Annotated in this window: 26 protein-coding genes; 15 read left to right on the forward strand and 11 right to left on the reverse strand. The window is 39.6% G+C overall.

Features of this window, described 5'->3' with window-relative positions; translation table 11 throughout:
* From ACQQ5U_RS17765 to ACQQ5U_RS17795, 7 genes are all read left to right on the forward strand, one after another.
* Positions 1–711 (forward strand): hypothetical protein (locus tag ACQQ5U_RS17765; RefSeq protein ID WP_437399601.1); only part of this gene is annotated, 711 nt, incomplete at its 5' end.
* Between the two features lie 22 nt (positions 712–733).
* Complete coding sequence (locus ACQQ5U_RS17770; RefSeq protein WP_437399603.1) at positions 734–2761, forward strand: gliding motility-associated C-terminal domain-containing protein; 2028 nt, start codon at positions 734–736, stop codon at positions 2759–2761.
* A 15-nt stretch (positions 2762–2776) separates the two neighbouring features.
* A complete protein-coding gene (locus ACQQ5U_RS17775) occupies positions 2777–3718 on the forward strand; it encodes a PorP/SprF family type IX secretion system membrane protein (RefSeq protein ID WP_437399604.1) in 942 nt (313 codons plus the stop codon).
* 56 nt (positions 3719–3774) lie between these two features.
* Positions 3775–4308, forward strand: a complete 534-nt coding sequence (idi, locus tag ACQQ5U_RS17780; protein WP_437399605.1) for an isopentenyl-diphosphate Delta-isomerase — start codon at positions 3775–3777, stop codon at positions 4306–4308.
* Positions 4305–4712 carry a 6-pyruvoyl trahydropterin synthase family protein gene (locus tag ACQQ5U_RS17785; protein WP_437399607.1) on the forward strand — a complete coding sequence of 136 codons (408 nt, stop codon included), beginning with the start codon at positions 4305–4307 and terminating at the stop codon, positions 4710–4712. The genes idi and ACQQ5U_RS17785 overlap by 4 nt, the downstream gene beginning before the upstream one ends.
* Position 4713: 1 nt before the next feature.
* Entirely contained in the window at positions 4714–5682 is a 969-nt protein-coding gene (locus ACQQ5U_RS17790) for a type I phosphomannose isomerase catalytic subunit (RefSeq protein ID WP_437399609.1), read from the forward strand.
* 28 nt (positions 5683–5710) lie between these two features.
* Positions 5711–5983, forward strand: a complete 273-nt coding sequence (locus ACQQ5U_RS17795) for a hypothetical protein (RefSeq protein ID WP_437399611.1) — start codon at positions 5711–5713, stop codon at positions 5981–5983.
* Here ACQQ5U_RS17795 and ACQQ5U_RS17800 read toward each other — a convergent pair.
* From ACQQ5U_RS17800 to ACQQ5U_RS17810, 3 genes are all read right to left on the reverse strand, one after another.
* Complete coding sequence (locus tag ACQQ5U_RS17800; protein WP_437399613.1) at positions 5980–6681, reverse strand: DUF4369 domain-containing protein; 702 nt, start codon at positions 6679–6681, stop codon at positions 5980–5982. The genes ACQQ5U_RS17795 and ACQQ5U_RS17800 overlap by 4 nt on opposite strands.
* Positions 6682–6723: 42 nt before the next feature.
* Positions 6724–7986, reverse strand: a complete 1263-nt coding sequence (locus tag ACQQ5U_RS17805; RefSeq protein ID WP_437399615.1) for a DUF819 family protein — start codon at positions 7984–7986, stop codon at positions 6724–6726.
* 275 nt (positions 7987–8261) lie between these two features.
* Positions 8262–10460 (reverse strand): DUF5916 domain-containing protein, encoded by a 2199-nt coding sequence (locus ACQQ5U_RS17810; protein ID WP_437399616.1) that lies wholly within the window; start codon positions 10458–10460, stop codon positions 8262–8264.
* Between the two features lie 150 nt (positions 10461–10610).
* Here ACQQ5U_RS17810 and ACQQ5U_RS17815 point away from each other — a divergent pair, with 150 nt between their 5' ends.
* The gene (locus ACQQ5U_RS17815) at positions 10611–11381 is read left to right on the forward strand and encodes a S1/P1 nuclease (RefSeq protein WP_437399618.1); all 771 of its coding nucleotides are present in this window, start codon (positions 10611–10613) and stop codon (positions 11379–11381) included.
* A 5-nt stretch (positions 11382–11386) separates the two neighbouring features.
* Here ACQQ5U_RS17815 and ACQQ5U_RS17820 read toward each other — a convergent pair whose 3' ends face one another.
* Entirely contained in the window at positions 11387–12259 is an 873-nt protein-coding gene (locus tag ACQQ5U_RS17820) for an AraC family transcriptional regulator (protein WP_437399620.1), read from the reverse strand.
* A gap of 213 nt (positions 12260–12472) precedes the next feature.
* On the opposite strand from ACQQ5U_RS17820, the gene ACQQ5U_RS17825 reads away from it, so the two are divergent.
* Positions 12473–12850 (forward strand): hypothetical protein, encoded by a 378-nt coding sequence (locus ACQQ5U_RS17825; protein WP_437399622.1) that lies wholly within the window; start codon positions 12473–12475, stop codon positions 12848–12850.
* 49 nt (positions 12851–12899) lie between these two features.
* Here ACQQ5U_RS17825 and ACQQ5U_RS17830 read toward each other — a convergent pair whose 3' ends face one another.
* Together ACQQ5U_RS17830 and ACQQ5U_RS17835 are read right to left on the reverse strand one after the other, a co-directional pair.
* Positions 12900–13532, reverse strand: a complete 633-nt coding sequence (locus tag ACQQ5U_RS17830) for an MOSC domain-containing protein (protein WP_437399624.1) — start codon at positions 13530–13532, stop codon at positions 12900–12902.
* A gap of 72 nt (positions 13533–13604) precedes the next feature.
* Complete coding sequence (locus ACQQ5U_RS17835) at positions 13605–13958, reverse strand: DUF6249 domain-containing protein (RefSeq protein ID WP_437399626.1); 354 nt, start codon at positions 13956–13958, stop codon at positions 13605–13607.
* 135 nt (positions 13959–14093) lie between these two features.
* Between ACQQ5U_RS17835 and ACQQ5U_RS17840 the strand changes: the two genes are divergently transcribed.
* A complete protein-coding gene (locus tag ACQQ5U_RS17840; RefSeq protein WP_437399627.1) occupies positions 14094–14672 on the forward strand; it encodes an RNA polymerase sigma factor in 579 nt (192 codons plus the stop codon).
* Complete coding sequence (locus tag ACQQ5U_RS17845; protein ID WP_437399629.1) at positions 14665–15075, forward strand: hypothetical protein; 411 nt, start codon at positions 14665–14667, stop codon at positions 15073–15075. The genes ACQQ5U_RS17840 and ACQQ5U_RS17845 overlap by 8 nt, the downstream gene beginning before the upstream one ends.
* Here ACQQ5U_RS17845 and ACQQ5U_RS17850 read toward each other — a convergent pair.
* Genes ACQQ5U_RS17850 through htpG form a run of 3 tightly spaced genes read right to left on the reverse strand, consistent with a single transcriptional unit; the run spans position 15072 to position 18752 of the window.
* The gene (locus ACQQ5U_RS17850) at positions 15072–15428 is read right to left on the reverse strand and encodes a DoxX family protein (RefSeq protein WP_437399630.1); all 357 of its coding nucleotides are present in this window, start codon (positions 15426–15428) and stop codon (positions 15072–15074) included. The two genes, ACQQ5U_RS17845 and ACQQ5U_RS17850, sit on opposite strands and share 4 nt — an antisense overlap.
* 6 nt (positions 15429–15434) lie before the next feature.
* On the reverse strand, positions 15435–16805 hold the full coding sequence (locus ACQQ5U_RS17855) for a hypothetical protein (protein WP_437399631.1): 1371 nt from the start codon (positions 16803–16805) through the stop codon (positions 15435–15437).
* Positions 16806–16865: 60 nt separating this feature from the next.
* Positions 16866–18752, reverse strand: a complete 1887-nt coding sequence (gene htpG / locus ACQQ5U_RS17860) for a molecular chaperone HtpG (protein ID WP_437399632.1) — start codon at positions 18750–18752, stop codon at positions 16866–16868.
* Between the two features lie 324 nt (positions 18753–19076).
* Between htpG and ACQQ5U_RS17865 the strand changes: the two genes are divergently transcribed.
* The 3 genes from ACQQ5U_RS17865 (at position 19077) to ACQQ5U_RS17875 (ending at position 22153) form a co-directional block, all read left to right on the forward strand.
* Positions 19077–19733, forward strand: coding sequence for a TetR family transcriptional regulator C-terminal domain-containing protein (locus ACQQ5U_RS17865; protein WP_437399634.1), 657 nt, complete (start codon positions 19077–19079; stop codon positions 19731–19733).
* A 5-nt stretch (positions 19734–19738) separates the two neighbouring features.
* Complete coding sequence (locus ACQQ5U_RS17870) at positions 19739–21049, forward strand: ABC1 kinase family protein (RefSeq protein WP_437399636.1); 1311 nt, start codon at positions 19739–19741, stop codon at positions 21047–21049.
* A gap of 96 nt (positions 21050–21145) precedes the next feature.
* Positions 21146–22153: a 3-oxoacyl-ACP synthase III family protein gene (locus ACQQ5U_RS17875; protein ID WP_437399637.1), complete on the forward strand. Its 1008-nt coding sequence runs from the start codon at positions 21146–21148 to the stop codon at positions 22151–22153.
* A 112-nt stretch (positions 22154–22265) separates the two neighbouring features.
* Here the strand turns inward: ACQQ5U_RS17875 and ACQQ5U_RS17880 are convergent, their stop codons facing one another.
* On the reverse strand, positions 22266–24716 hold the full coding sequence (locus ACQQ5U_RS17880) for a TonB-dependent receptor domain-containing protein (protein ID WP_437399638.1): 2451 nt from the start codon (positions 24714–24716) through the stop codon (positions 22266–22268).
* 352 nt (positions 24717–25068) lie between these two features.
* Between ACQQ5U_RS17880 and ACQQ5U_RS17885 the strand changes: the two genes are divergently transcribed.
* Complete coding sequence (locus ACQQ5U_RS17885) at positions 25069–25428, forward strand: CoA-binding protein (RefSeq protein ID WP_437399640.1); 360 nt, start codon at positions 25069–25071, stop codon at positions 25426–25428.
* Here ACQQ5U_RS17885 and ACQQ5U_RS17890 read toward each other — a convergent pair.
* Positions 25412–26899, reverse strand: coding sequence for a sodium:solute symporter (locus tag ACQQ5U_RS17890; protein WP_437399642.1), 1488 nt, complete (start codon positions 26897–26899; stop codon positions 25412–25414). The genes ACQQ5U_RS17885 and ACQQ5U_RS17890 overlap by 17 nt on opposite strands.
* Between the last annotated feature and the right edge of the window lie 60 nt (positions 26900–26959).

Genomic DNA, 26959 nt, shown 5'->3' on the forward strand with positions numbered 1-26959 from the left:
CTTGCCGCCCTTGATACGGACGATGCGGACGCGGACCCTACGAACGAATACAACACCGGGGTATCCCTCAACGGAACTTCCATCGAGGTGACGGATGCCGGTGGCACCCTTAGCCAAGACCTTGACGGTACCTTTGCGACGGATGCGGAGCTTGCCGCCCTTGATACGGACGATGCGGACGCGGACCCTACGAACGAAATAAACACTCGTTTTGAGGTCAATGGCACAAATCTCGAGATTGAAGATAGTAACGGTACTTTACAAGTCCCATTGACAGATATCAATACAGATAATCAAGTAGCATCAGAAGTGGATTCAGATTCACCTGTTGATGTTGATGGAGATGGGGCAACAGAAGCCACAGTGGAGGAGGTTATTCAAGATATAGCTCCAATTACCTCCAAAGCAGCTAGAATCTTTTATCCGCCATCAATTGCAATTGATGCATCAACCAATGGAACTTTTAATCTTGATCTTTACCAAGAATATATTGATCAGTATGGATCCCCAACAATTGGTAGTACTGGTGCTCCATCTGCGATACCAACTTATGCTCGCACAGATTTATATTATTATGTGACATATGCTGACCCTACTGTTTTTGATACAGGAAGTATGTCAATAGATGCAAATGGTAATCTATCCTATACGGTCCAAGCACAACCATCAGATTATAATGCATTGATCAACGTGGTGTTTGTGGTAAAATAATAATGATTAAAGACAAATCGATTTGAAATCAAATACCTCATATAAGTCTTTACTCATAGGACTGATTGTTCTCTTTGCAGGAGTAAATCTTGCAAGTGCCCAGTTTCTGTTGCAGGCACCAGATACTGGAGACGAGAATAACTATCAATGGTACGAAGCATCAGATACGGCAACTGTATTGGGAACCAATTCATTTTATGAAGCCACCCAGCCAGGAGTTTACTTTGCTACTTACGATGGTACGTTATGTGGCTCCAATGCAACGGGTTATTTTATCTTGACAGATTGTGACGGGCCAAACAATGAGGTGACCTTGGATATTTCAGCGAGTGTTCCCTCTGGAGCAACTGTAAGCTGGAGTCCAGCTTTGACTGGAGACCAAACCAGACCAACCGTTACAAGCACCCAAACAGTAATGAGATACGTGGCTACCATAACAAAAGTTGGTAACAGCACGGAATTACCACGCTTCACTGTGGTATGTATGAGTCAAGCAGCTAATCTGTTGGACGACATGATAGCAGTGAATGAAGACGGGTCAATTGTTGCAGATATATTTGATAATGATTCGGATTTACCCATAGAGGGAACCTTGGCTGCAACCGATCCTTCAAACGGTTCAGTAACTATTGATGAAAATGGAACTCCAAATGACCCGACCGATGATGTAGTGACTTATACACCAAATCCAGATTACAATGGAAGTGATAGTTTTGATTATACCATTTGTAATTCTTTTGGAGACTGCAGTACGGCTACGGTCACTTTGGATGTACTTCCAATTGTGGACGCCAATAATGATTCAGTGTCAACGGATGTTGGGGTGGATGCTGTGGTATCCTGGAGGGCAAACGATAACGATATACCTACTTCTGGAACAATCACTGCAACAGACCCATCAAACGGAACCGTTGTATTAAATGATAACGGTACAGTGAATAATCCATCCGATGATAATATTACCTATGTGCCAAACCCTGGATTTACAGGTACCGATTCTTTTGAATATACGGTATGTGATACCAATGGAAACTGCAGTACAGCAACCATTTCAGTTATAGTCAGTCCTTCAGGAATTGATTTGGACAGTGACAACGATGGGATTGTGGACAGTTTCGAGGATTTGAATGCCGATAATGACAATGACCCATCAACCAACCCAACAGATACTGATGGCGATAGTATACCGGATTACTTGGATATTGATAGTGATAATGATGGTATTCCTGATAATATTGAGGCACAGCCGGCATTGGGTTACATTCTACCAAGTATGGCCGATGGCAACGGTAATGGACTGGATGATGCTTATGAGAATGATGGAAACCTAGGATTGATTCCTGTTGATTCCGATAATGATGGAATTCCAGATTATGTGGATGATGATAGTGATGATGACAATGTACCGGATGCTATTGAAGGACACGATCAGAACCATGATGGAATTGCAGATGTTGAACTAATTGGTTCTGATAAGGATAACGATGGTTTGGATGATGGTTATGAAGGGGAAACCGTAATTGATATTGACGTGAATGACGAAATGGATGACCCAAGCTTAGCATTGCCAGATACTGATTCCGATGGAATTCTTGATTTTAGGGATTCCGACGACGACGACGACGGTATCGAGACTTTTGACGAAGATTTGGACGGGGACGGAAACTATGCAAATGACGATTCCAACGAAGATGGCATACCCAATTATTTAGATCCAGACTTGGGCGAGGCCACCGTAGAGGAAGAGGTTGTTGATGTAATAAACGTTATAACACCTAACGGGGATGGAGTACACGATACTTTGGAAATCAATGGACTTGAAAATTACCCGAACAACACTGTGAGAATTTATAATAGGTGGGGTGTGATGGTATATCAGACTAGGGCATACGATACCAATGGAAACGTATTTGATGGTACTTCCCAAGGTAGGGTTACCGTAGATCAAGAAAATAAACTTCCCGTAGGTACTTATTTCTACGTGATAGATTACCAAGAACAAGGAGGAAATATGAAACAGCTTACAGGTTACATATACATTAACAGATAAACAATGGTTACTGTGATGAACAAACTTTTTATAGGAAAAATTCAATGGCTGCTTGCCCTAATGCTTTTGGTGTTGGGAAACATGCAAGCGCAGCAAGATGCACAGTACACCCAATACATGTACAATACAGTAAGTGTTAACCCGGCCTATGCGGGGTCGAGGGGGCATTTGAGTATAGCTGCATTGTACCGAAACCAATGGTTGGGACTCGATGGAGCACCGGAGACACAGACTTTAAATGTTCATACACCTGTCGGTTATCGTGGAGTTGGTTTGGGCCTATCCATTGTTAACGACAAGATTGGACCCACTTCGGAGACCTATTTTGATGTGGATTTTTCCTATACCATCCAAACCTCTTGGGAAGGAAGATTGAGTTTTGGACTAAAAGCTAGTGCTCATATGTTGGACATTCGCTATTCCGAGCTTGATGAATTTGATATTGACCCACAATTACAATCACAACAAGATATTCAAAATAAGTTTTCTCCAAACCTTGGGGCTGGTGTGTATTACCATACCGATAAGTTTTATGCCGGTATTTCAGCTCCTAGAATATTGGAAACAACACATTTTGACTCCTCTTCGGTTTCTACTGCCAAGGAGCAGATGAACTTTTATCTCATCACAGGATATGTTTGGGACCTAAATCCAGTGTTAAAATTCAAGCCCACATTACTGACCAAGGCGGTTCAAGGAGCGCCATTACAAGTGGACCTTTCTGCTAACTTTATGTTCAACGAAAAGTTTGTTGCTGGGGCGGCTTACCGTTGGGATGCTGCATTTAGTGGTCTTTTAGGCTTTATGTTGTCCGACCAACTTATGGTTGGCTTGGCTTATGACCGTGAAATTACGGAACTTGGGGCAGCCACTTTTAATGATGGTTCCTTTGAAATTATATTGAGGTATGATTTCATTAGAAATATCGGAAACATGAAATCCCCACGATTCTTTTAGGAAGAATTTAGTTACCTATTCCCGTTATTTTATCGCAAAGGTCATATTTTTACCTCATGAGAGAGGAAAAAGTGATACTTGTAAATGAAAAGGACGAGCCCATTGGTTTAATGCCAAAAATGGAAGCTCATGAAAAGGCGATGCTGCATCGGGCCTTCTCGGTTTTTGTAATGAATGCCAAGGGTGAGACCATGCTTCAGCAGCGTGCCAAGGACAAATACCACTCCCCATTGTTATGGACCAATACCTGTTGTAGCCATCAACGAGAAGGGGAAAGCAATATCGATGCAGGTAAAAGGAGGCTCATGGAGGAAATGGGCTTTACAACAGAGCTCAAGGAACTTTTCAATTTTATATATAAGGCTCCTTTCGACAATGGCCTCACCGAGCACGAGTTCGATCACGTAATGGTGGGTTATTTTGAAGAAGAACCTAATATCAATCCTAATGAGGTCGCCGATTGGAAATGGATGCTTCCTGAAGATATAAAAAAGGATATTTCAAAGAATCCTGATGAGTACACGGCATGGTTCAAAATTATTTTTGAACGTTTCTACGACCATCTCATGGAAAACACCCTGGTACAATGAAAGTAAAAGCAAGTAGAAAAGCTAGTTTTAATGCGGCCCACAGATTACATAGGTCAGACTGGGACAATGAAAAGAACAAAGCTGTTTTCGGAAAATGCAATAACCCAAAATATCACGGTCATAATTACGATCTTATTGTGAGCGTTACTGGGGAAATAGACCCCGAAACTGGTTTTGTAATGGACCTAAAGGTTCTCAAGGAATTGATTAAAGAACATGTTGAAGAGGCTTTAGACCATAAAAACCTAAATCTTGACGTACCCGAATTTGAAAATTTGAACCCTACTGCAGAAAACATAGCCGTGGTTGTATGGAATAAACTAAGACCACACATTGATGAAGCTAAGGAGTTGGAGGTAGTACTCTATGAAACCCCACGAAATTTTGTAACCTACACTGGATAATATGAATCTTTACCCTTTAAAATTTAAACCGATCCTTAAGGAAAGACTTTGGGGAGGAACCAAGTTAAACGATGTTTTAGATAAACCTATTGAAAGCGATATTACCGGCGAAAGTTGGGAACTCTCTGGAGTAGAAGGTGATATATCCGAAGTTTCCAATGGTGATTTAGCGGGCACTTCGCTTCAAAGTTTGATGGATAATCAAGGTGAAGCCCTCTTGGGTAAAAGTGTTGTAGAACGTTTTGGTAATGAGTTTCCCATACTCATCAAATTTATTGATGCAAAACAAGATCTCTCCATACAATTGCACCCGAATGATGAGTTGGCCAAAGAACGTCACAATTCCTTCGGCAAAACAGAGATGTGGTACATTATGGACGCCGACCCTGGAGCCAAACTTATTGTTGGGTTCAATAAAGATGTTGAAAAGGAAGAATACGTAAAGAGTCTTGAAGAAGGGACCTTAACAGATTTGATGAACTATGAAGAAGTTGGGGAAGGGGACACGTTCTTTATTAATACAGGAAAAATCCATGCCATTGGTGCAGGAGTGCTTTTGGCGGAAATCCAACAAACCTCGGACATAACGTACCGGGTGTTCGATTTCAACCGTAGGGACAAAGAGGGAAATCTTAGAGAATTACATACCAGTTTGGCGGTGGACGCCATCGACTATGAAAAGAAGGACGACTTTAAGGTAGATTACCCAAAGCAAAAAGATACGGTGAACCCTATGGTGAACTGTCCTTATTTTAAGACCAACTTTATGGAGTTGAGCAATTCCTTGGAGCAAGATTTATCACAAAGAGATTCCTTTACCATTTACATGTGTGTTGGTGGGGAGGCCACGATCAAAAATGATTGGGGAAGCGCATCCATAAAGAATGGGGAAACTATTCTTATTTCGGCATCAAGTAGTTATGTTAATATTGATGCCCAAGGAGCTAAACTTTTAGAAGTTACCATTTAATGGTATCTTTAAACAAAACTACCGCTTTATGCCAAGTATTCGCGATTTAAAAAAAGATGTCAATTTTGTTTTGGGAGACATTATTGAAGCTGTCTACATTTGGGAAGCCGGTTCCGGAAACAAAGAGTCGGAAGAGGGGACCGTAATAATTGATGAAGCCATTGATGTATATGATACCCTAATGGACAAAATCAATCAAAAAAAGGTAGATGACACCAAAACGCATTTCAAGTCCATACGGACGGAATTAGAGGAGAAGGCCACCAAGCTTGTTGAGCAGCTCAACAGCCTTGAGGCTTAATTCTTTTTGTCCAAAAATGCTTTAAACTCCTTTCCGTATTTAGATGCGGCCACTTCTGGTGCTAACCCTTTGTAAATGGAATCCAAGTACTTAGGATTCGCCTCACTGGCTTCCGTCATCATAATATAGGGAGTAGCATAGGAATCACCATTGTTGAGACCAAAGTTGAGTGCGTAGCGATATCTATTAACGGTATTTTGATTGATCAATCTTTGGATGGAATCCATCGCAACGGAATCTTCTTGCAATTTGGGAGAAGATGCTTCTTGAATCAAGGTAAGCTCTTTAATATTGAACTTTGAGGCCATATCGTAAAACTCCAAAAGCTTTTCGTGGGATTTGGAACCTGAAATCTCAACATTTGTATCAAAAGTGTTCCATGCCGTGTTAATGACAATATTTCCAGATTCCCCAAAAAAAGTAATCCTATCATTAATATCGTTATTGTCTTCTTTTTTTAGATAGAGATAAAATACCTCTGGCTCCTCCACCTCGGTGGAAAAACTGAATGCCCCGTCACCTTTTATCTCCAAAGAATCCAAAACGGCAAGTGTGGAGTCTTTAAATTGTTGCAAATAGAGGGTTCCTTTCTTGAGTCCTTTAATGTTTCCACTAACGGTCATGGTGTTTTCCGTACTCTTTTCACAAGACAGTACGGTAATTCCAACTAGCAATACTAACAATATCCGCTTCATCATATAATTTTAGCAGGGCAAATATGCATAATCTTCTGAAAATAATTAAACATTCGAGGCGACTTCCATCAACAAAGCGCATAAATATGCTCCAGCGGTGCCTACAACATAGCCAAAAACGGCCAAAAGAATACCCACAGAGGTCAAGGATGGGTGAAATTCTGCCGCTACAACAGGAGCGGAAGCTGCTCCACCAACGTTGGCTTGACTCCCTACTGCCAAGAAAAAGAATGGGGCTTTTATCAACTTTGCCATTAAAATAAGTAGACCAGCGTGAATGGTAATCCAAATCAACCCGATGGCAATAAGTCCGGGGTTGTCCAAAACCTTGCCCAAATCCATTTTCATACCGATGGTCGCTACCAAAATATAAATGAAAACACCACCAATTTTACTGGCACCCGCACCTTCATAATTTTTGGCTTTTGTAAAAGAAAGTCCAATACCGATAAGGGTGGCAAATACGACCATCCAAAGGAATTCAGATCCAAGGGAGGACAATATTTTTTGTGGGTTTCGGATGACTTCAAAATTATTTTGAAGAAAGTTGGCGAAATGATGACCTGTTAAATGAGCCACGCCAACCCCGACAAAAGCAAAGAATAGCAACATGATGAAATCTTTGAGGGTTGTGACCCGTGCAATTTTTTCGGTATAGGTGGATACTTTTACTTTGAGGTCTTCGATGGATGAAGTATCTGCCTTGAGCCATCTGTCTATTTTTTCAGTTTTGCCCACACCCAACAAGATTATGGCCAACCAAAGGTTGGCGACTACAATATCGATGAGGACCATACCTCCATAGTTTTCTTGATTGTATTTAAAGACTTCGAGCATGGCGGCTTGGTTGGCTCCACCACCAATCCAACTGCCGGCAATAGTGGCCAATCCTCTCCAAACGGCATCCACGCCTGCACCGCCTACCGTTTCGGGAGAAAATATGGAAACTATCAATATGGCAATGGGCCCGCCAATTACAATACCCACAGTTCCCGTTAAAAACATGATCAATGCCTTGGATCCTAAATTTATGATTGCCTTGAGGTCAATACTAAGGGTCATCAAAATTAAAGCTGCAGGCAATAGATAGCGACTTGCCACATAATAGGTATTGGATGATGATTCATCTATAATGCCAACACTTGCCAAAATAGCTGGTAATAGGTAACACATTAATACGGCGGGGACCACACGGTAAAATTTTCCCCAAAAACCGGTTTTAATGGATGAGGTGTAAAAAACAAATCCTAAACAAAGGCAAAGGAGCCCAAAGATGACAGTGTCCTGGGTAAACGGTAGTTGGTCCATATATTTTTTAAGCTAGTTGCCCAAATATAGGAAAATCGTTGGGGTATCTTAAGACTATTTCATTTCTTAAAACAATCAAGATTAAAGGCATTCAATGATTGATAACTTTAGCAAGGACATTCAATATTTCCGTCATCATCAACTTCACAATCACACTCATAGGTACAGGAATTTAAAAGTAAAACTGAAAATATGGTAAATAGTGCAATTAATTTTCTCATAGATTGGTTAGTGTTATATCTTCACCTTTAAATACAATAACCCTTTGGTTCTTATTAAATATTAAGCCAGTACGTCAACTTTAAGTTGATGGAACGGCTTCGTGGCGTAAAGGAGTTGACAAAATAACTGTCATTGTATACTAAATAGAGGTCGGAAAGTGGAGCAAAACGCCATTGCAATCGGGAGTTGAACCCTAGATTGTCCAATTGGTTGCTATACTGTATCAATGTAGACCAAAATACCGACTTGCTAAAGGTTACATCGATTTTGGGGCTCAATAACAAGAGATCTTCGCTCTCGTAGGGTTGGGGTAGTTTAATGCTGTTATAGATGAAAGCCAAGGAAAGCAACATTGTTGGTTGAAGCCTAAGGTTTACATTGCCTTCCATAACAAATCGAGTGCCATTATAAAAATCACCATAACCTGGTGATACGGAATACGAAAATACCTTTCTCCTATCGCTTTGGAACTCCATTTCGTAGCTGGTGTAATAATACCCGACATTGGCCGGTAACTCTACCCCGCCATCGGTTCCTGTGGGATCAAAAGTATCGGTAAGGTATGTGTATCTATTGAAGAGCCTGACCGAAAATTCTTCTTGTGACTTAAATTTGGCCTGCCAACTGGAAAAAATTGCATAATCTGTGTTCATATAATCCAAGGTAGGTCTCCAAATAGCGTTGGGGCTAAAACGGAAACCGTGGGAGTTCAATTTTCCCTTTTGTGGCCAAAAATTAAATTCTACAAAGGGTCTTGCAGCTACAATATCTTGTCTTCGGACATACCCGAGGTCTGATCGAAAATCGTCCCCAACGAAATTTCCCCGAACACCAAAGTTGAAAAACCTGGAATTATATCGTAGATCTACCCCTCCGGATGCATCTCGGTCGCCAATATCGTGCGCAAAGGATTTATGGTAGAAAAACTTGCCCGTCCATGTATTATTTGGCGATGCCAGATTATAATCCAACCCAACAACACGGTTGTACCTATCTGTTTCCTCCAAAAAATCGTAATCACCAAAACTTTGACGGTTTACAAAAATAAAGCTGAGGTTGGAGCGAGAAAACATTTTTTTCTGGAGTGCCAAAACGGTGTTGTTGTTACTGGCAATTTCGTTTTCTTCATCTTCCTCCGTTTGGATGTTCAATAGACCAAGGCGCCAATTTTGATTTAATTTTCCGCTCAGACGAATACCGCCCACAATTCCATTCTCTATGGTTTCCCCATCTTTGTTTTCGGCAATACCTATTCTTCTGGAGAAAAACGGATTGGCATCTCTTTGACTTCCAAAAGATCCAAAGAGGTCACTATTATCTATAAAGAACTGACGCTTTTCGGGCAGGGAGACTTCAAAACGGGTAAGATTGGCAACTAAATTGTCGACTTCAACATTTGAAAAATCGGGATTAAGGGTAACGTCCAGATTCATACCATTACCTATCGAAATCTTTGCATCCCCACCAAAATCAAACTTGCTAAGGTCATCATTGTTTTCATAATCCTTTCCAACAATTCCATTTATATATGGAATAAGCGCCATTGGTGTTCTGGATTTTCCGAGTGGTTTTTCAAATACCATATCACCCATAAATGCCAAACTATAAATGAGCTGGTTTTGGGGAATTTCCATCCATGTACTGGTTTCGTTGGTCTGCATGTCAAAACGATAGCTGTTGAAACGCCACTTGGTTTCTCCTTGCTTAAACTTGAAGGATGTTAGGGGGATGGCGATCTCACAGGTATAATATCCGTCATATATTTTGGCCTCCCCTTGCCACTTGACATCCCATGAGGTGGTAAAGCCACTAGGACCAGAGCCTCCGTTGGAAATCAAAGCTTCCCTTCGTACACCATAGGGATTCATACCAAAAAGGAAAGCATTGGTGCCATCGTTAAAGGTGTCGAACATTAAACTGATATTGTCATTTCCACCTGCCCGGTAATCCCTTTTCAAAGATGGAATTACATAGTCATTACCCTCAGTTTCCATTCTTATCCCTACGTAAAGGGTAGTATTGTTGTACAGCATCTTAATTTCTGTTTGCTGCTCGGCAAGAGTGGTGTCACTTGGGAAATATTGATGGAAATCGTTGGCACTTTCTGATGTTTCCCAAATGCTTTCGTCCAATATACCATCTACCTTAATAATGTCATTGACATATTTAACGGTAAGGCTTCTTGAATTTGATTGAGATAGGAGTGTAAACGGCAGAAGAATTGTAACAAGTACAAAACATTTTTTTAACATTGTTCGAGTTTAGTTGGAGTTTCAAATTTAAGAGTTACATAGTTAAAAAAATCCCAAAATTTTAAAATACATTGCTGTTTGGCAAAACATTGCAAAAATTAGCTGTACGAATTATTTTAAACCACTCCTTTTATTAAGAGACGTTAGAAAATGAAAAAAACCTTATTGATATTATTTTTATTTCCTGTTATTGTTTTTGGCAATGTTACTTGGTCAAAAACAGGACACCGAGTTACGGGTCAAATTGCGCAAAACCATTTAACCAGAAAAGCCACAAGAGCACTGAACGATCTGTTGGATGGTCATAGCCTTGCCTTTGTTTCCACATTTGCCGACGATATTAAAGCGGATCGTTCATATTCTAAATATTCAGCCTGGCATTATGTAAACTATCCCTTGGGGAAGAGTTACAAAGATTCTGAAAAAAGTAAGTATGGGGATATTGTAATGGCCATTGAAGAGTGCATTGCAAAAGTAAAGGACGAAAATAATTCGAGGGAAGACCGCATATTTCATTTAAAAATGTTGATTCATCTCATAGGAGACCTTCATCAACCTATGCATGCAAGTAGGGCAGAGGATAAAGGAGGCAATGATATACAGGTGCAATGGTTTGGTCAAGGAAGCAACCTACATAAAGTATGGGATAAGAACTTGATAGATTCTTATGGGATGACGTATACAGAGCTTGCTTCGGAATTGGATGAGGTAAGCCGAAAAAAGAAAAAGGAGATACAAGAAGGTACCATATACGATTGGGTGGATGAATCCCATGAAATATGTGGCCACCTTTATGACTCCGTTGAAGTTGGGGAAAAACTAGGGTACCGTTATTCGTACGAATACAATAATCTATTGTTCCAGCAGCTACAAAAAGGAGGCTTGCGCTTGGCCAAGGTGTTAAATGATGTTTTTGGATAAATGTTCTAGGACTGCAAAACTGTCTTCAATTGATTTCTATATTCCGAAGGGTTTTGCCCAGTAAATGCCTTAAAAGATTTATTGAAGTGGGAAAAATTGTTGAAACCACTATCATAGCATACCTGGGTAATACTAATGGGTTGCTCTGCCAATAATTTCGATGCATGAACCAATCTATACTCATTTACAAACTGAGTAAACGTTTTGTTCGTGATTTTTTTGAAATACCTACAGAAGGAAGGAACGGTCATGCTCACCATGTCGGAAATCTGCTCTAAGCTTATATCTTCTTTAAAGTTGGTTTTTACATGATTGAAGACAATATTGATACGGTCGTTGTCCTTCACTTCGGTCTCGATGGAAAAACCCTCCGCATTCAACACATTCATTTCACGAGAGGTGGCCAGAATGTTCAATATATTCAGGATGGACAGTAACCGTTGAAAATCTGTCTGGTATTCCAAGATTTCCATTTTTTCCCCAACCTTCATTTTTGTCTTTCCAGAAAAGGCAATACCACCCTTGGCAACCTCGAACAACTTTTGAATATTTTTCATTTCTGGAATATTGAAGAAGTCACTTCCCAGAAAATCAACTTTCATCTGTACCAATGTTTCACTTTTGTTACCGGTAAGCCTATCGGTAAAACCACAATGCGGCAAATTGGAACCAATAAGAATAAGATCTCCGTTCCTATAATAGGATACGTGACTACCAATTTGCCTTTTTCCAGAACCCCCGTTCACATATACCAACTCCAATTCTGGGTGATAATGCCAGCCATTGTTTTTGTTCTCATTGTTTGCGTTGAACTTTTGAAACGTAAATGAGTGACCAAAACTTGGGGCTATTGCTTCAAATGCTGGTTTTTGAATCATTTAGTGCAATTTTTTATTCTGATATGATAAAGTAAAAAACTAATTATCATGCAAATATCTACAATGTTACCATAAAGTTATGCTATTTTATCATTAATACTTTGTTAAATCACTTAGCATGTTAATATAGCATATAAACTGGAAAAGATGGTGGTATTTCTGTACGGGATTGCGGCATACATTTGTATTGTAATAATAAAAAAACGAAGTGTTATGAAAGCAGTAAAGAACCTAACAGTGGCCGCAGTCCTTTTGATATCCTCTTTGGGTATGGCCAACGGAAGTGCAACCGACTTTGGTAAAAAAGTAGTGGCCAAATATGAGGTTGAAAAGAACTTGGTAAAAGTAAACCTTGACCCAGTATTTGTAAAGAAAGGTCAAAAGATTATGATGAACCTTTTGAATGTTTCTAAAGGTAAGGTGCTTTTAAAAGTATATGATAGCGAAGACAGACTTGTTTTTGATGAAGCTATCGACGGTGACATCGTTGTTGAAAAGTCTTTTAACTTCGAAAAAGCCTTCAAAGATGAATATACCATAGTAGTAGTAGACAAATTTGGTACCTACAAAAAGACTATGGAAGTAAGATAGTTTGTTTAGTTAATTTTTATGTGCATTAGGGGCCGAGAGGCCCCTTTTTTTATGCCCATTTTTTAAGTTTTTCCCTTTTTTTCAAAGGAAGTGCTTCATTTTGTATCGCCATTTCCAACACTTCCTGATCCTTGGTCTTCGAAAAAAGCAGGTTATAGAATTGTTGTACGGTCAAAGGAGCTTTTGATTCTTCCACCAACTCCATGGTATCTCCTATAGATACGGTTCCCGGTTCCAAAATACGAACATATGTTCCTGGACGGCCATGATCTATAAACTGTTTTAAAATGTCTTGGTTCCCAAATCGGATGCCAAGTTTGTAACAAGGTTCTCTAGGCTGTGTAATCTGTACTAAAGCAGTACCGAGTTTATAGGTACTTCCAATTCTTATTTGAGATTCATCCAATCCCTCTACCGTCAAATTTTCCCCAAGCATGCCCCAGTTCCAATCCAAATGAGGATATTTTGCTTTCCAATAAGGATAATTGTCACCGGAAAATAAATAACATGCTTTAAAAATTCCACCATGATACTTGCGGTCGACAACGGTATCGCCCTGTACATCTTCTAAATCCAAAAAAAGAGGTGATTCAACAGGGAATTTATAGATGCCCGTTGAGGTTGCTTTACCGTTCCAAACAATTTTAGTTGGCTCGCCGAGGTTTGTGGAAATAACTTTCATACCGGCAAGTTATAAAAAACCACCGCTTTTGGCGGTGGTCCTTCATTCAAAATTAATTGATGTAGAAAAGGATTAATCCTCCTTTTCCAATTTCTTGGTCATGTTGAAACCTACCATAAGTCCAACACCTGCCAATAAGAAGATGGTACCTGGGTACGCCACTTCTTCATCAACCCCTAAATTGTAACTTAAAATAGAGGCTACAAAAATAGCTACTCCAATACCCATCAACAATAAAGAAAGGTTTAGGATGATGATTTTCCAGAAAGGCGCTGCACCTTCTCGTTTTCCACGTACAAAAATACTGGCGTCCGCACCTTTCTCTATTAAGGCCAACCGTTCTTTATTTCTGGTTGAATAATAAAGGTAGGCAATCGCCAAAATGACTCCGAAAATAATAGGTATAATGATTACTTCTGATCCCATAACTGTTCGTTTTAATGATTATTTGTAATTTATTTGTTCATAAGCTATGACGACACTTTTTACAATAAGGTTACATGTTTTAATAAAATTTAGGTTTTGTGTAACCTAAATAGCGCTTTTGGCGTCCAATGAACAATGCTGACCAACAAAGAAAAAGAACTGATTTTGGAAATACGTGGGGGTAACACCCATGCGTTCTCCAATTTGGTGGATGGCTATAAAGATTTGGTCTTTACGCTGGCCATACGAATGTTGGGCAATCGAGAGGAGGCCGAGGAAGTATCGCAAGATGTATTTATTAAGGTATACAAATCTTTGCCGAATTTTAAAGGAGATTCCAAAGTATCCACATGGGTTTATCGAATAGCCTATAACACCTGTTTGGACAGGATTAAAAAAAATAAAAAGAAACGAATGCATACGGATTTGAATCATATTGATCAAATTGCCTATGCTGATTTGGATACGGCCTATCACAAAATGGTGATGGCTGAACGCAGCGAAATGATAGAACGATGTCTGTCAAAATTATCGGCAGAAGATGCTGGAGTGCTGACTTTGTTTTATCTTGAGGAAAAGAACCTGCAAGAAATGGAGGAAACAACCAATATTCCGGTAAACACTTTGAAGGTAAGGTTGTTTAGGGCCAGAAAAAGATTGGCCAGTGTTATGGAAAAGAATGTGAACAAAGAAATATTGCAGAGCAATGGATGAACTAGAAAATAAAAAACTAGAAGCTTTGGTAAATAAAATGATGGAAGATGCTCCATTGGAGTCCCCTTCTGTTGATTTTACCCAAAATGTGATGCGGAAAATTGAGGTGGAAGCGCCCAATAAAGTTTTTCAATATAAGCCCATAGTATCGGGTAAGGTTTTGTCTTTTGCATTTGTTGCTTTTACTGCCTTACTCATTTACATTGGTTCACAGGTTGGGTTGGACAGTGGACAAGGTTGGTTCAAAAATTTAAATATGGGAGTATGGTTCCAAAGTGATTGGGGATGGCTTAAACATTACAGTTCCTCCAAAATTATGGTGTACGGTTTTCTGTTTTTGGGGCTTATGTTTTTTGCGCAGGTACCTTGGTTGAAAAAGCAGCTGAATAAAACAGCTTTTTAAAGATAAGCATAGTAATACGCCCAATACATTAGGAAGAATTGAAGTGGTATTCTAACTACCAAAATCCATTTAGGAATTCCCGCGGATGCTTTTTCTCCTGAAAGCATATAAAAATGCACCGATAAGAACACGCCCAACATTAATATAATTCCAAAAGTGCTCAGTTTTCGAGTGGTATCAAAGCATACACCAATTCCCAGTAAAATTTCAGCAACACCACTTAAATAGACCAATAGTTTATGGTTGGGCAAGTACCTGGGCATTATCCTCATGTACATTTTAGGTTTTATGAAGTGCATAGAACCGGCAAATATGTACATGCCGGCCATTACGTAAAGGTGCCAAGGTGCCATAAAGTTCTAGTTTTTAAAATACCAAAAAGGCACGATAACATCTGTACGAGTTATCACCGTATCTTTTTCCTTTCTTTTGCGCCGAAGCCTTAGAAGGTGTTTACCTTCATTAAGATTGGATATTTTAAGGAAGGCTTCAAATCCAAGGATGTTTTTTATGCCCGTGGTCAGGATAAAATCCTCGTCCATGTCAAGAGAGTCAATTCGAAATGAATATATCTCATTGAAAGTTTTCAGATAGACTTTACGGATACTGTCTTTTTGACGTGCACTGGTAATTTCGTCGCTCCAGTTTGTGGTGATATCGATGCTGCTGGATAGTCCTCTGCGGTCGTCTTCCGGTTTCAAAGAATCATTGTAGGCAAACACACGGTTTTCAATATTTTCGGAAAAAGGGATAAAAATATTTAAATAGGAATCTGTTATTACTTTGGAAGGTATGACCACTTGTCCTGGAAAATCGCCGTCCTCGGTGAGCATATCAAAATAGTTTTCCTTTTTGGCAAATAGGCTCGAGGATTGATGTTCTTTATCAAGATAATTGGATGACCTGTATTCCAAACTCGTTATCAATAGAATAATAATGTATATCGGAGCTAAAAGCAAGATCAGTCGTTTTCCGAAACGGTTATCCAGAAAATTGTAGACCAAAGGTCGATACAAAAACGAAAGGGTTATAAAACTGAAAATCCAATAAACGGGAAAATATATTCGGGATATCCACTTCTTCTTTTTTAACCAACCTTGGGTTATGAAATCGAGAAAGGTTAAAAACATTCCGATAACGATAAAAATGATAAGAAAGGCCCCAAATACACTGCCAAACCCTTTCGGGAACAGATCCCCTTCTATGACATAACTGGCTACAAACACAATCGAAAGTATGATCATGGTCATGGCCAGCACGTAAAATATCAGCAGAAATGAAATAGCGAAAAGTACACTGCAATAGTTTTCCAGATTGGCAATATATCTGTCAAAAGAAATGATGCGCTTTTTTAAATAATTGGTAAAGCGTTCGGAGTAGCGAAGTTTTTCAAATTCGATATCACCAGAAACATACCGGAGCCCCAATGCGCCGATCCATAACCCTCTTAAGATAACATGGAGCAACAGGTTGAACAAAAGAATGGAGCAGGCAATGTTCAAGATAAAGTATACAACGAAGCGATAAGTTTGATCTTCGTTCTGCGCATTGATCATTTCTATTCGAAGCGGTTCGTATGCCGTAAAGAGCCCAAAAATGGCAAAACCCGAAATGATCAATTCCAACTCCCAGCTTTGCTGCTGAAGGGAATCCAATAATTTTTTAAAAGTTGGACTATTGTAATCGTTGTTGACCACGGTTTGATTGGTTTGTCCAACCAAGATAAACATAAAATGCAAAAACCGCTCATAATGAGCGGTTTTGCGTTTTTGATTATCGAAAAACTATGCTTATTTGATCATATCGTAGCTTCGTGCAATAAAGTTCGTGAGCTCTTCACCTTTCAACAATCCTTTGGACAATCGTGCCAAATCCAAGGATTGGTTGATCAACCGTTCCCGTTTTTTAGCGGTCTTGGTGTTCAGGATCTCGCTGACCAATTCGTGGTTGGTGTTCACGATAAGGTTATACATATCAGGCATATTGCCCATTCCGAACATACCACCGCCACCAGTTTGCTGCATTTCCTTCATTCTTCGCATAAATTCGGGTTCGGTGATAATAAATGGCGAAGCACTACTTTCCATAGCCTCCATCTGAATGGTGTACCCTTTTTCTTTGGTCACTTCTTCAATCTCGGTCTTTAGCTTTTCTTTTTCCTCTTCGGACAATTTGGAAATAGCAGTATCCTCTTTTTTGATGAGGTTGTCCACATGATCGGCATCTACTCGTACAAAAGATAAGTTCTCTTTAGAAGTTTCCAATTTTTGCATCAAGTGTGGTACAATCGGGGAATCCAACAAGAGCACTTCATAACCTTTGGTCTTGGCAGCTTCTATGTAGCTGTGTTGTGCCTCTTTGTCAGAAGCATAAAGTACTACAAGTTTATCATCCTTATCGGTCTGGTTGTCCTTGATTTTGGCTTCCAACTCTTCAAAGGTGTAGAAATCTCCATCAACGGTAGGGTATAGGGCAAACTTGTCCGCTTTTTCAAAGAATTTATCTTCGGAAAGCATTCCGTATTCTATCACTACTTTAATGTCGTTCCACTTTTGCTCAAAATCCTCACGGTTGTTTTTGAAGAGTGAAGTCAATTTGTCTGCTACCTTTCTAGTGATGTAAGAGGAAATTTTCTTCACGGCACCATCAGCCTGAAGGTAAGACCTTGATACGTTCAAAGGAATGTCCGGAGAATCGATCACACCTTTCAACATGGTCAGGAATTCTGGAACAATACCCTCAACGTTGTCCGTTACGAACACTTGGTTCTGGTACAACTGAATCTTATCCTTTTGAATGCTGAGGTCGTTCGTCAATTTGGGGAAGTACAAAATTCCGGTCAAGTTGAACGGATAATCCACGTTCAAGTGAATATGGAACAACGGCTCTTCAAACTGCATTGGGTAAAGCTCACGGTAGAAGCTTTTGTACTCTTCATCACTTAAATCGTTGGGTTGCTTGGTCCAAGCAGGGTTTGGATTGTTAACGATATCGTCCACTTCTTGGGTAGGTGCAGCATCCTCTTCTTTGGCACCTTCGGGTTTTGGAAGCGTTTCCGTTTTCGTTCCAAACTTGATTGGAATGGGAATAAACTTGTTGTACTTGACCAACAATTCGCGGATTTTGGCATCTTCCAAAAATTCGGTAGAATCCTCAGCAATGTGAAGCACAATCTCGGTTCCTCTTTCTGACTTGTCGCTAGGTTCAATGGAGAATTCGGGCGAACCGTCACAGCTCCAATGTACCGCTGGCTCATCTTTATGGCTTTTAGTGATGATTTCCACTTTTTCCGCTACCATAAAAGCAGAGTAGAAACCAAGACCAAAATGCCCAATAATACCGGCATCTTTCCCGGCATCCTTGTATTTGTCCAAAAATTCTTCCGCACCGGAAAAAGCTACTTCGTTAATGTACTTTTTCACTTCCTCTTCGGTCATACCGATACCTTGGTCTATAATATGGATACGTTTGTTGTCCTTGTCCACCTTCACCTCGATCATGGGGTTGCCATATTCGACTTTCGCTTCTCCAATAGAAGTAAGGTGCTTTAATTTCAAGGTTGCATCCGTAGCGTTGGAAATAAGTTCCCTTAGAAAAATTTCGTGATCACTGTATAGAAATTTTTTGATCAAGGGAAAAATGTTCTCTACTGAAACATTGATTTTACCTGTTGCCATCGTTTTTATTGTTTTATTCTTTTAGTTCTATTAAGTCAAAAAAAATACCAGAATGCCAAATATGACAAACTGACATTTGACTACTATAATTCCTTCAACGAATAAGTTTTAACAAAACTTTGTTTATTAAAAAATAAAAAACATTAAACAGAACACGTATCTTTACGATGTTATGGGAAAATTGCTATGAAATAGTACTACTATAACAAGTTTGTTTATTTATTGGTTAGGTTGTGAAAATGCACTTTCGCTCGGAAGTGCATTTTCTTTAAAAGCTCGATTGCGGCTCCTTGCCAACTTTTAACCCTTCAAAAATTACCAAAAATGGCAAATACTACTAAATCCAAAATCACCGAGGATAAAATTGTAAGCTTGTTCATGGAGTCTGTATTGGAAAATGAAAAGGTGCCAAGCTCGGTGTTCAAATTCTGCAAGGAACATAAAATAAAGGAAGAGGAATTTTATAGTTTCTTCGGTTCCTTTGAAACGCTGCAGCAATCCATTTGGAACAAATTTTTTGACAACAGTTATGGATTGATGCAAAAGAATAAGCAATATGCCTCCATGACGAATGAGGAAAAGATGCTTACTTTCTTCTTTACCTTCTTTGAAAACTTGACCCTGAACCGGAGCTATGTTTTGTTCATAATGAAAGAACATAAATACTCCTTTGAAGGTTTGGCGCAACTTAAAGGGCTTCGCAAAAGGTTCAAGGATTTTGCCTCTACCCTAATTGAGGAAAGAAACGAGGAGAAAAACCTCAAAGCATTTAAATACAATGCACCCTTATTTTCGGAAGGTGCGTGGTTGCAGTTTCTTTTTATCTTAAAGTTCTGGATGGAGGATGGTTCTCCTGGTTTGGAAAAAACGGACATAGCCATAGAGAAGTCCGTAACTACCGTTTTTCAAATATTTGAAAGTACACCATTGGAAAAAATCGTGGACTTTGGAAAATTCCTGTACAAGGAAAAATTCGCATAAGGCTAATGAAAAGTTTAGATACCATTCCCACAGGGAAAATTGAACGAGCAGGAAAGCTTGTTAAAACAGGGGTTAAAATAGGGGGCAACTACGTAAAATACTATGGTAAAAAGTTGGTTGATCCCCAGACCTCAAAAGATACTTTGGACCAAGACAATGCTGAGGATATTTATGATGGCCTTAAGAGCTTGAAGGGAAGTGCCCTAAAAGTGGCACAAATGCTCAGCATGGAGAAAAACCTATTGCCTCGTGCCTACGTGGAGAAATTCTCCTTGTCACAATTTTCAGTTCCGCCATTGTCGGCACCTTTGGTACGTAAGACCTTCAAAAAATATTTAGGGAAGTATCCGGAGGATATTTTTGATAAGTTTGAAAAAGATTCCGTCAACGCTGCCAGCATTGGACAAGTGCACCGCGCTGAAAAGGATGGGATAAAACTGGCGGTAAAAATTCAATACCCGGGAGTTGCGGAAAGTATCAGCAGTGATTTGGCCTTGGTTAAGCCCGTTGCCATTAAAATGTTCAATTTAAAGGGAAAGGATTCTGAAAAATACTTCAAGGAAGTTGAGCACAAATTGGTTGAGGAGACCAACTATATTTTGGAATTGGAGCAAAGCGATGAAATTACTACAGCATGTTCCGTAATTCCAGATATGCAGTTCCCTAAATACTACAGAGACCTGTCCAGTGAGCGTATTTTGACTATGGATTGGATGGAGGGAACCCATTTGGGAGAATTTACCAAAATAGATTTTGATACTGATTTGGGCAATACATTGGGGCAGGCCCTTTGGGATTTTTACATGTTCCAAATCCATAAGTTGAGAAGGGTACATGCAGATCCGCATCCAGGTAATTTTTTGGTGAGTTCGGAAGGGAAATTGATTGCTATCGACTTTGGTTGCATTAAAGAAATACCCGAAGAGTTCTATGTACCTTATTTTGAGTTGGCCAAAGAGGAAAACATCAATAATGATAAAATCTTCATGGAGAAATTGTACGAATTGGAAATTCTTACTCCAACCGATTCTGAGGAGGAATTGAAATTTTTCACGGCCTTGTTCAAGGAGATGCTTACCATTTTTACCTCACCATTTCATAAGGAAACATTCGATTTTGGTGATAAAGGTTTCTGGTCCAAAATTGCAAATCTTAGCGAACGGTATTCCAAAGACGAACAAATCCGTAAAATGAACGGAAACAGGGGGTCCAAACACTTCTTGTACATAAACCGCACATTTTTTGGACTTTATAATCTCTTGCACGACTTAAAGGCTAGGGTGGAGGTAAGTCATTTTGAAAAGTACATGGACTAATTTTGTTAATAAATATCCAGTTCTTGGGATATATTTTTTACTTTTCCGTTACTTAACCCAGTATTTTTTAAAGATTCAATATTTAAGCACTTTGTAATGTATAACTCAAGAATATCAGGATTGGGATTTTATGTCCCTGAAAATGTGGTCACTAATGACGATTTGTCTAAAGTGATGGACACGAATGACGAATGGATACAAGAACGCACAGGTATTAAGGAACGACGTCATGTGGTTAAAGGTACCGATACCACTACTTCTATGGGGGTAAAGGCGGCCCAAAAAGCAATAGAACGTGCAGGAATTGATAAAGATGATATTGATTTTATCGTTTTTGCTACCCTGAGTCCTGATTATTATTTCCCTGGCCCAGGGGTTTTGGTTCAGCGCGATTTAGGGCTTAAGACTGTGGGTGCACTGGATGTTAGAAACCAATGTTCGGGTTTTGTATATGCTATTTCTGTGGCGGACCAATATATAAAAAGCGGTATGTACAAGAATGTACTTGTTATTGGTTCCGAGCTACATTCACATGGTTTGGACATGACCACTCGAGGTAGAGGCGTATCCGTAATTTTTGGTGATGGTGCAGGGGCTGCTGTGTTGACTCGAGAGGAAGATACATCTAAAGGAATCCTATCCACTCATTTACATTCTGAAGGACAACATGCCGAAGAGCTTTCTTTGGTCGCCCCTGGTATGGGAAAACGCTGGGTAAACGATATTATCGCAGATAATGACCCTGAGGATACTTCTTATTACCCTTACATGAACGGACAATTTGTTTTTAAGAATGCGGTGGTTCGATTCAGTGAAGTAATTATGGAAGGGTTAAAAACCAATAACCTTGGCCCGCAGGATATCGATATGTTGATTCCCCATCAAGCCAACTTGAGGATATCACAATTCATCCAGAAGAAGTTTGGGTTGAAAGATGATCAAGTTTTCAACAATATCATGAAATATGGAAATACCACTGCTGCATCCATTCCTATTGCCTTGACAGAGGCTTGGGAAGAAGGAAAAATCAAAGAAGGAGATTTAGTGGTTCTAGCTGCTTTTGGTAGCGGCTTTACTTGGGGCAGCGTGATTATAAGGTGGTAATCCCATAAAATAAAAATAAAAATAAAACCCCGATCCTTTAGGATCGGGGTTTTTGATTGATGCCTTCACAAGATAACCAACCAACACTCGAATATGGGGCATCAATACTTTTTTATAGGATACCGCCACCGCCTTGTTTGGTGTTGCTATCTCTTCTTTTACGTGACTTGGCACGGTTTTTTCCACTTCCAAATCGGTAAGATAGTCCAACATATACATTATTGCTCTCCCAGTTAAAAGCACCTTCTTGAGCGTAAGGATAGCTCCCCTCGAACCCGAAGCGCATTGTGTTGAAAATATCATTATAATTAAAACTTAGGGTACCCTTGCCTTCGGCAAAGCTGTAGCGTGCTCCCAAATTCACAAAGTACATCGGATTGGCATCGAACTGTATACTTTTGTTTCTACCGCGATAGAATCCAAAGGCTTGAAGTGTCAGTTTTTTGGTCACGGTAAAGCTGTTGTTCATCCTTAAATTCCAAGCGGTGTTGTCAACTTTCACCCTTTCTTCTACAATATCATCCTCGGTCGGGTTGGGACCAGTAGTACTCAATGTTTCCGTAAGTCCTCTTTGAGTCTGTGAGAACATGTCAAAGCTACCGTTAATGTTCCACCATTTAACGGGCTTGTAGTTCGTGGATAACTCTACCCCGTAGGCGGAGGTTTTATCAAAGTTGTCAAAAGTCAAGATGGTCTTGTTCAGATCCAAACGATCGATATAGATGGCCCTATTGATTTCGTCAGTAATACTCCTATAGAAAACACCTCCGGTAACACTACCATTTTTGATTCTTTTGGTGTAATTGGCCTCGTACGAACTGGTAAACTGGGGAACCAAATTTGGGTTTCCAAAAGAAGAAATCAATGGCGTGGCGAACTCTCGGATTGGATTCACTTGTTGTAACCCAGGTCTATCTACACGTCTACTATAACTAATTTGTAACTGGTCTTTTTCGTTAGGTTTGTACGTAACAAATGCAGATGGATAGATCTCTGTATAATTATCGGTAAAGGCACGTACGGCATTGGTATCCGCTTTTACCTGTACGTCCTCGATACGTACACCCATTTGATAGGACCATTTCTCGTAAGATTGTCCAAAAGTGGCGTAGGCGGAATAAATATCCATATCGTACACAAATTTGGTAGATGGTATTGGTGCCAAGTTGCCGTTTGAGTTGAAAGACTGTCCGGTAGAGGAATAATCGACCTTGGTCTCAAAATTTCTGGATTGTAGCCCTAGTTCAAGTTTGGAAATACTGTCCAATGGGTTTACATAATCCAAATTGGCAGTGGTCTGTGTACGCTCGGTATCCACAAAATCCATATAATCAGGATAGGTAGATGCGCCCGTGGAGCTAAAATTTGCATCTTGTTCGCTTTCAAACAGGTTGTGGTCCACTTCTAGTTCAATGTTGTGACCTTCCTTGTTAAAATCCAATTTATAGTCAAAATTGTACTGCTCGCTGCGGTTATTGGAATCATCAAAGAACAATTGGGTTACGTTTCTGGATGGATCATTGAAATAGGTAACCTGAGTTTTACCATCTCCTTTCCCGTCATAAATGTTCTGATTGGTAAAAAAGGAAATCGTGTTTTTATCATTTAGATAAAAATCTACGCCCAATTTATAGAGATGTGATTTGTTGTTGTTGAAGAAATCAAACTTTTGACGCGAGTTTTCTTCGACCCGAAGAATACTTCCGTCGTTGACCCACTTCCCAATATTGTTGCCGTAGTTTCCATAGAAATTGAATTTTCCGTTACGGTAGTTCAAATCCACAGAGCTATTGAACTTGGCCTCGATACCTTTGGTAAGGCCCATGTTTATGTTTCCGTTAAAGCCAATATTTGCATTTTTGTGCAAAACAATATTGATGATGCCGCTCATCCCTTCTGGATTGTACTTGGCAGAAGGGTTGGTAATAAGTTCTATGGATTTTATGGATGTGGACGGAATTTGTTTCAGTAATTGAGCCACTGGTACGTTGGACAATTTTCCATCTACCATAACTCGTACATTAGAATTTCCGCGTAGTGTAATGTCCCCGGTTTGGGCATCTACATTTACAGAAGGGATGTTGTTCATTATATCCGATGCCGAAGCACCAGCGGTGGTAAGGTCTTTCCCTACATTGATTACCTTTCTGTCCACACGCTGTTCTATGGTTGTGCGTTCGGCTACCACTTCTACGCCCTCGAGTTCTTTGGTTTCCTCCTCTAGGATTACAGTGCCCAGATTAAGATTTCGTTTTCCCTTGGCTATTATTAGTTTTTGGGAATAAGTTTTGTATCCAATAAACTGTACTTCAAAAATAAAGGTCCCATCGGGCAGCTTTTTAATTTCAAAGTTCCCGTCCTCGGTGGTAATCCCTCCGGTAATGGTTTTTGTGCCATCCTCAGATTTAATTACAATGGCGGCATAGGCCACAGGCTGGTTTGAAGCATCGTCAACAACTTTTCCGTTGATAATGCCCAGTGCCGTATCAGGGTCGTTTGCTAAAGAAATAAATGGGGATGTCATGCACAGCAATAGTGCGAATAGAAGGCTCAGATGTCTCATGAGTAGTTCGTTTTTTGATTGATGATTAGATTGATTGACTGATGATATTTTTAAGACGCCCGAACACCAAGAATGTTACAGTTAACTATTGTTTTAACATTCTTTAACAAAAAAAGATTATGTAATGTACACCTTTGTAAGGGGTTGTATTTTGAAAGGACAAAAAGAAAAAGTTTCTAAAAAGAAGAAACCCCGGTAAAAATACCGGGGTTAAACATTGATAAGCTATACTAAACACTAACCATTAACTATAAAAATACAGTCTTACCAATGACAATAATATATGAAATATAGACGACTTTTTTCATGATAAGTTACAGTCCATATAAAAGTTTAACACAAAAATTAACAAATGCCAAAGACACTTGTCGTAGGGGCTTCTACAAACCCGGGAAGATACAGCAACACAGCAATTCGTAGGCTGGTTGAAAAAAATATAGAAACAACCGCATTTGGGATACGTGGGGGAACTGTATCAGATGTGCAAATTAAGGATAACTTGCGTGATTTTCAAAATATTGATACGGTAACTTTATATTTAAACCCAAAAAATCAAAAGGAGTATTATCAACAGATAATAGATCTTAATCCCAAAAGGGTCATTTTTAATCCTGGTACGGAAAATCCAGAGTTTTACAAAATCCTTGAAAATGCTGGGATTGAGGTTGAAGTGGCTTGCACTTTGGTTCTACTCGCTACTGGGCAATACTAGTCTCTGTATCCGATTTTTTGGCTCGAATCAGCCACAGGCCAATAAAAGTTAATAAACCGTTGAGTGGTAACAATTCATAACCAACCTGATAGCCTCCCAAATAATCTGTGGGTACATTGGCAATCAAAACTATGGTAATCACCGAAACAATTGCTACTATCCAAACGTAATCATCTTTAATTTTGTGTTTGGTGAAAATGCCAAAGGCAAAAAGGCCTAATAATGGGCCATAAGTATAACCTGCAACCGTGAGCAAACTATCAATAACGTTGCTGCTGAGGATGTACTTAAACGCAATAATTACAATCACCAACACTACGCTCATTACAATATGGGTGCGTTTTCTGATGCGCTTTTGCTCTTTGTCCTCTTTCTCTTGAACATTTAAAAAGTCTACACAAAACGAAGTGGTCAATGAAGTTAGTGCACTATCTGCACTACTGTAGGCAGCAGCAATTAAACCGAGCATGAAGGTAATGGAGAGGGCCAGTCCCAAACCACTATTCAATGCAATTTCTGGAAATAATAAATCTGTTTTTGGGGTACCGTCCATTAAAGGAATTCCTATGCCTTCTCTTTTTGCGTATATAAAAAGCAAAGCGCCCAATAACATGAACAAAAATGTGGTCCCGACCAAAACAAAACTAAAGGACACCATGTTCTTCTGTGCATCTTTCAAGGATTTACAGGTAAGGTTTTTTTGCATCATATCTTGATCTAGCCCCGTCATACAGATGGTCACGAACATACCCCCGACAAAAGATTTAATAAAATAGCTTTTGTTTAAAAAACTATCTGTCACCAAAAAATTATTGTAACTCTTTAATTCTTCTGAAGCCAAAAACTCACTAAAACTCCAACCCAATTCTTGATTGATCATAATAATGGAAAGGATTACGGCCAAAATCATAAAAAGTGTCTGCAGGGTATCGGTCCAGACAATGGTCTTAATCCCTCCTTTGTTGGTGTAAATCCAAATCAATAATATGGAAATAACTACGGTAAACTCAAAACGGACCCCAAGGTCATCAAAAACAAATTGCTGTAAAACGATGGCTACTAGGTACAATCTAAAAGCGGCACCCAACACTCGGGAGATAAAAAAGAAAAATGCCCCGGTTCGGTGGCTCACCTTTCCAAAACGATCGTGCAAGTATTCGTAAATGGAGGTCAGGTTGAGTTTATAGTAGAGCGGGAGAAGCACAAAGGCAACCACAAAATATCCAAATAAGTAGCCTAAAACTACCTGCATATAGGTCAATTGGCTATCACCAACCCATCCAGGCACAGATATGAAGGTCACCCCCGAAAGTGATGCCCCAACCATTCCAAAGGCAACAACGTACCATGGTGATTGCTTGCCCGCCTTAAAAAAATCGGCATTCGAATCGTTTTTTCCTGTGAAGTATGAGATAAGGATAAGTACCAAGAAATAAGCACCTATAAGCAACAGAATTTGTGTGGCTGACATATATGCAATTTGATTTGCAAAGTACGAAAGTAAATTGGTAACAGTAAAATCGTAATTTTG

Origin of the sequence: Flagellimonas lutimaris, from assembly GCF_051494225.1 — a bacterium.
In the GTDB taxonomy this organism is placed as follows: Bacteria; Bacteroidota; Bacteroidia; order Flavobacteriales; family Flavobacteriaceae; genus Flagellimonas; species Flagellimonas lutimaris_A.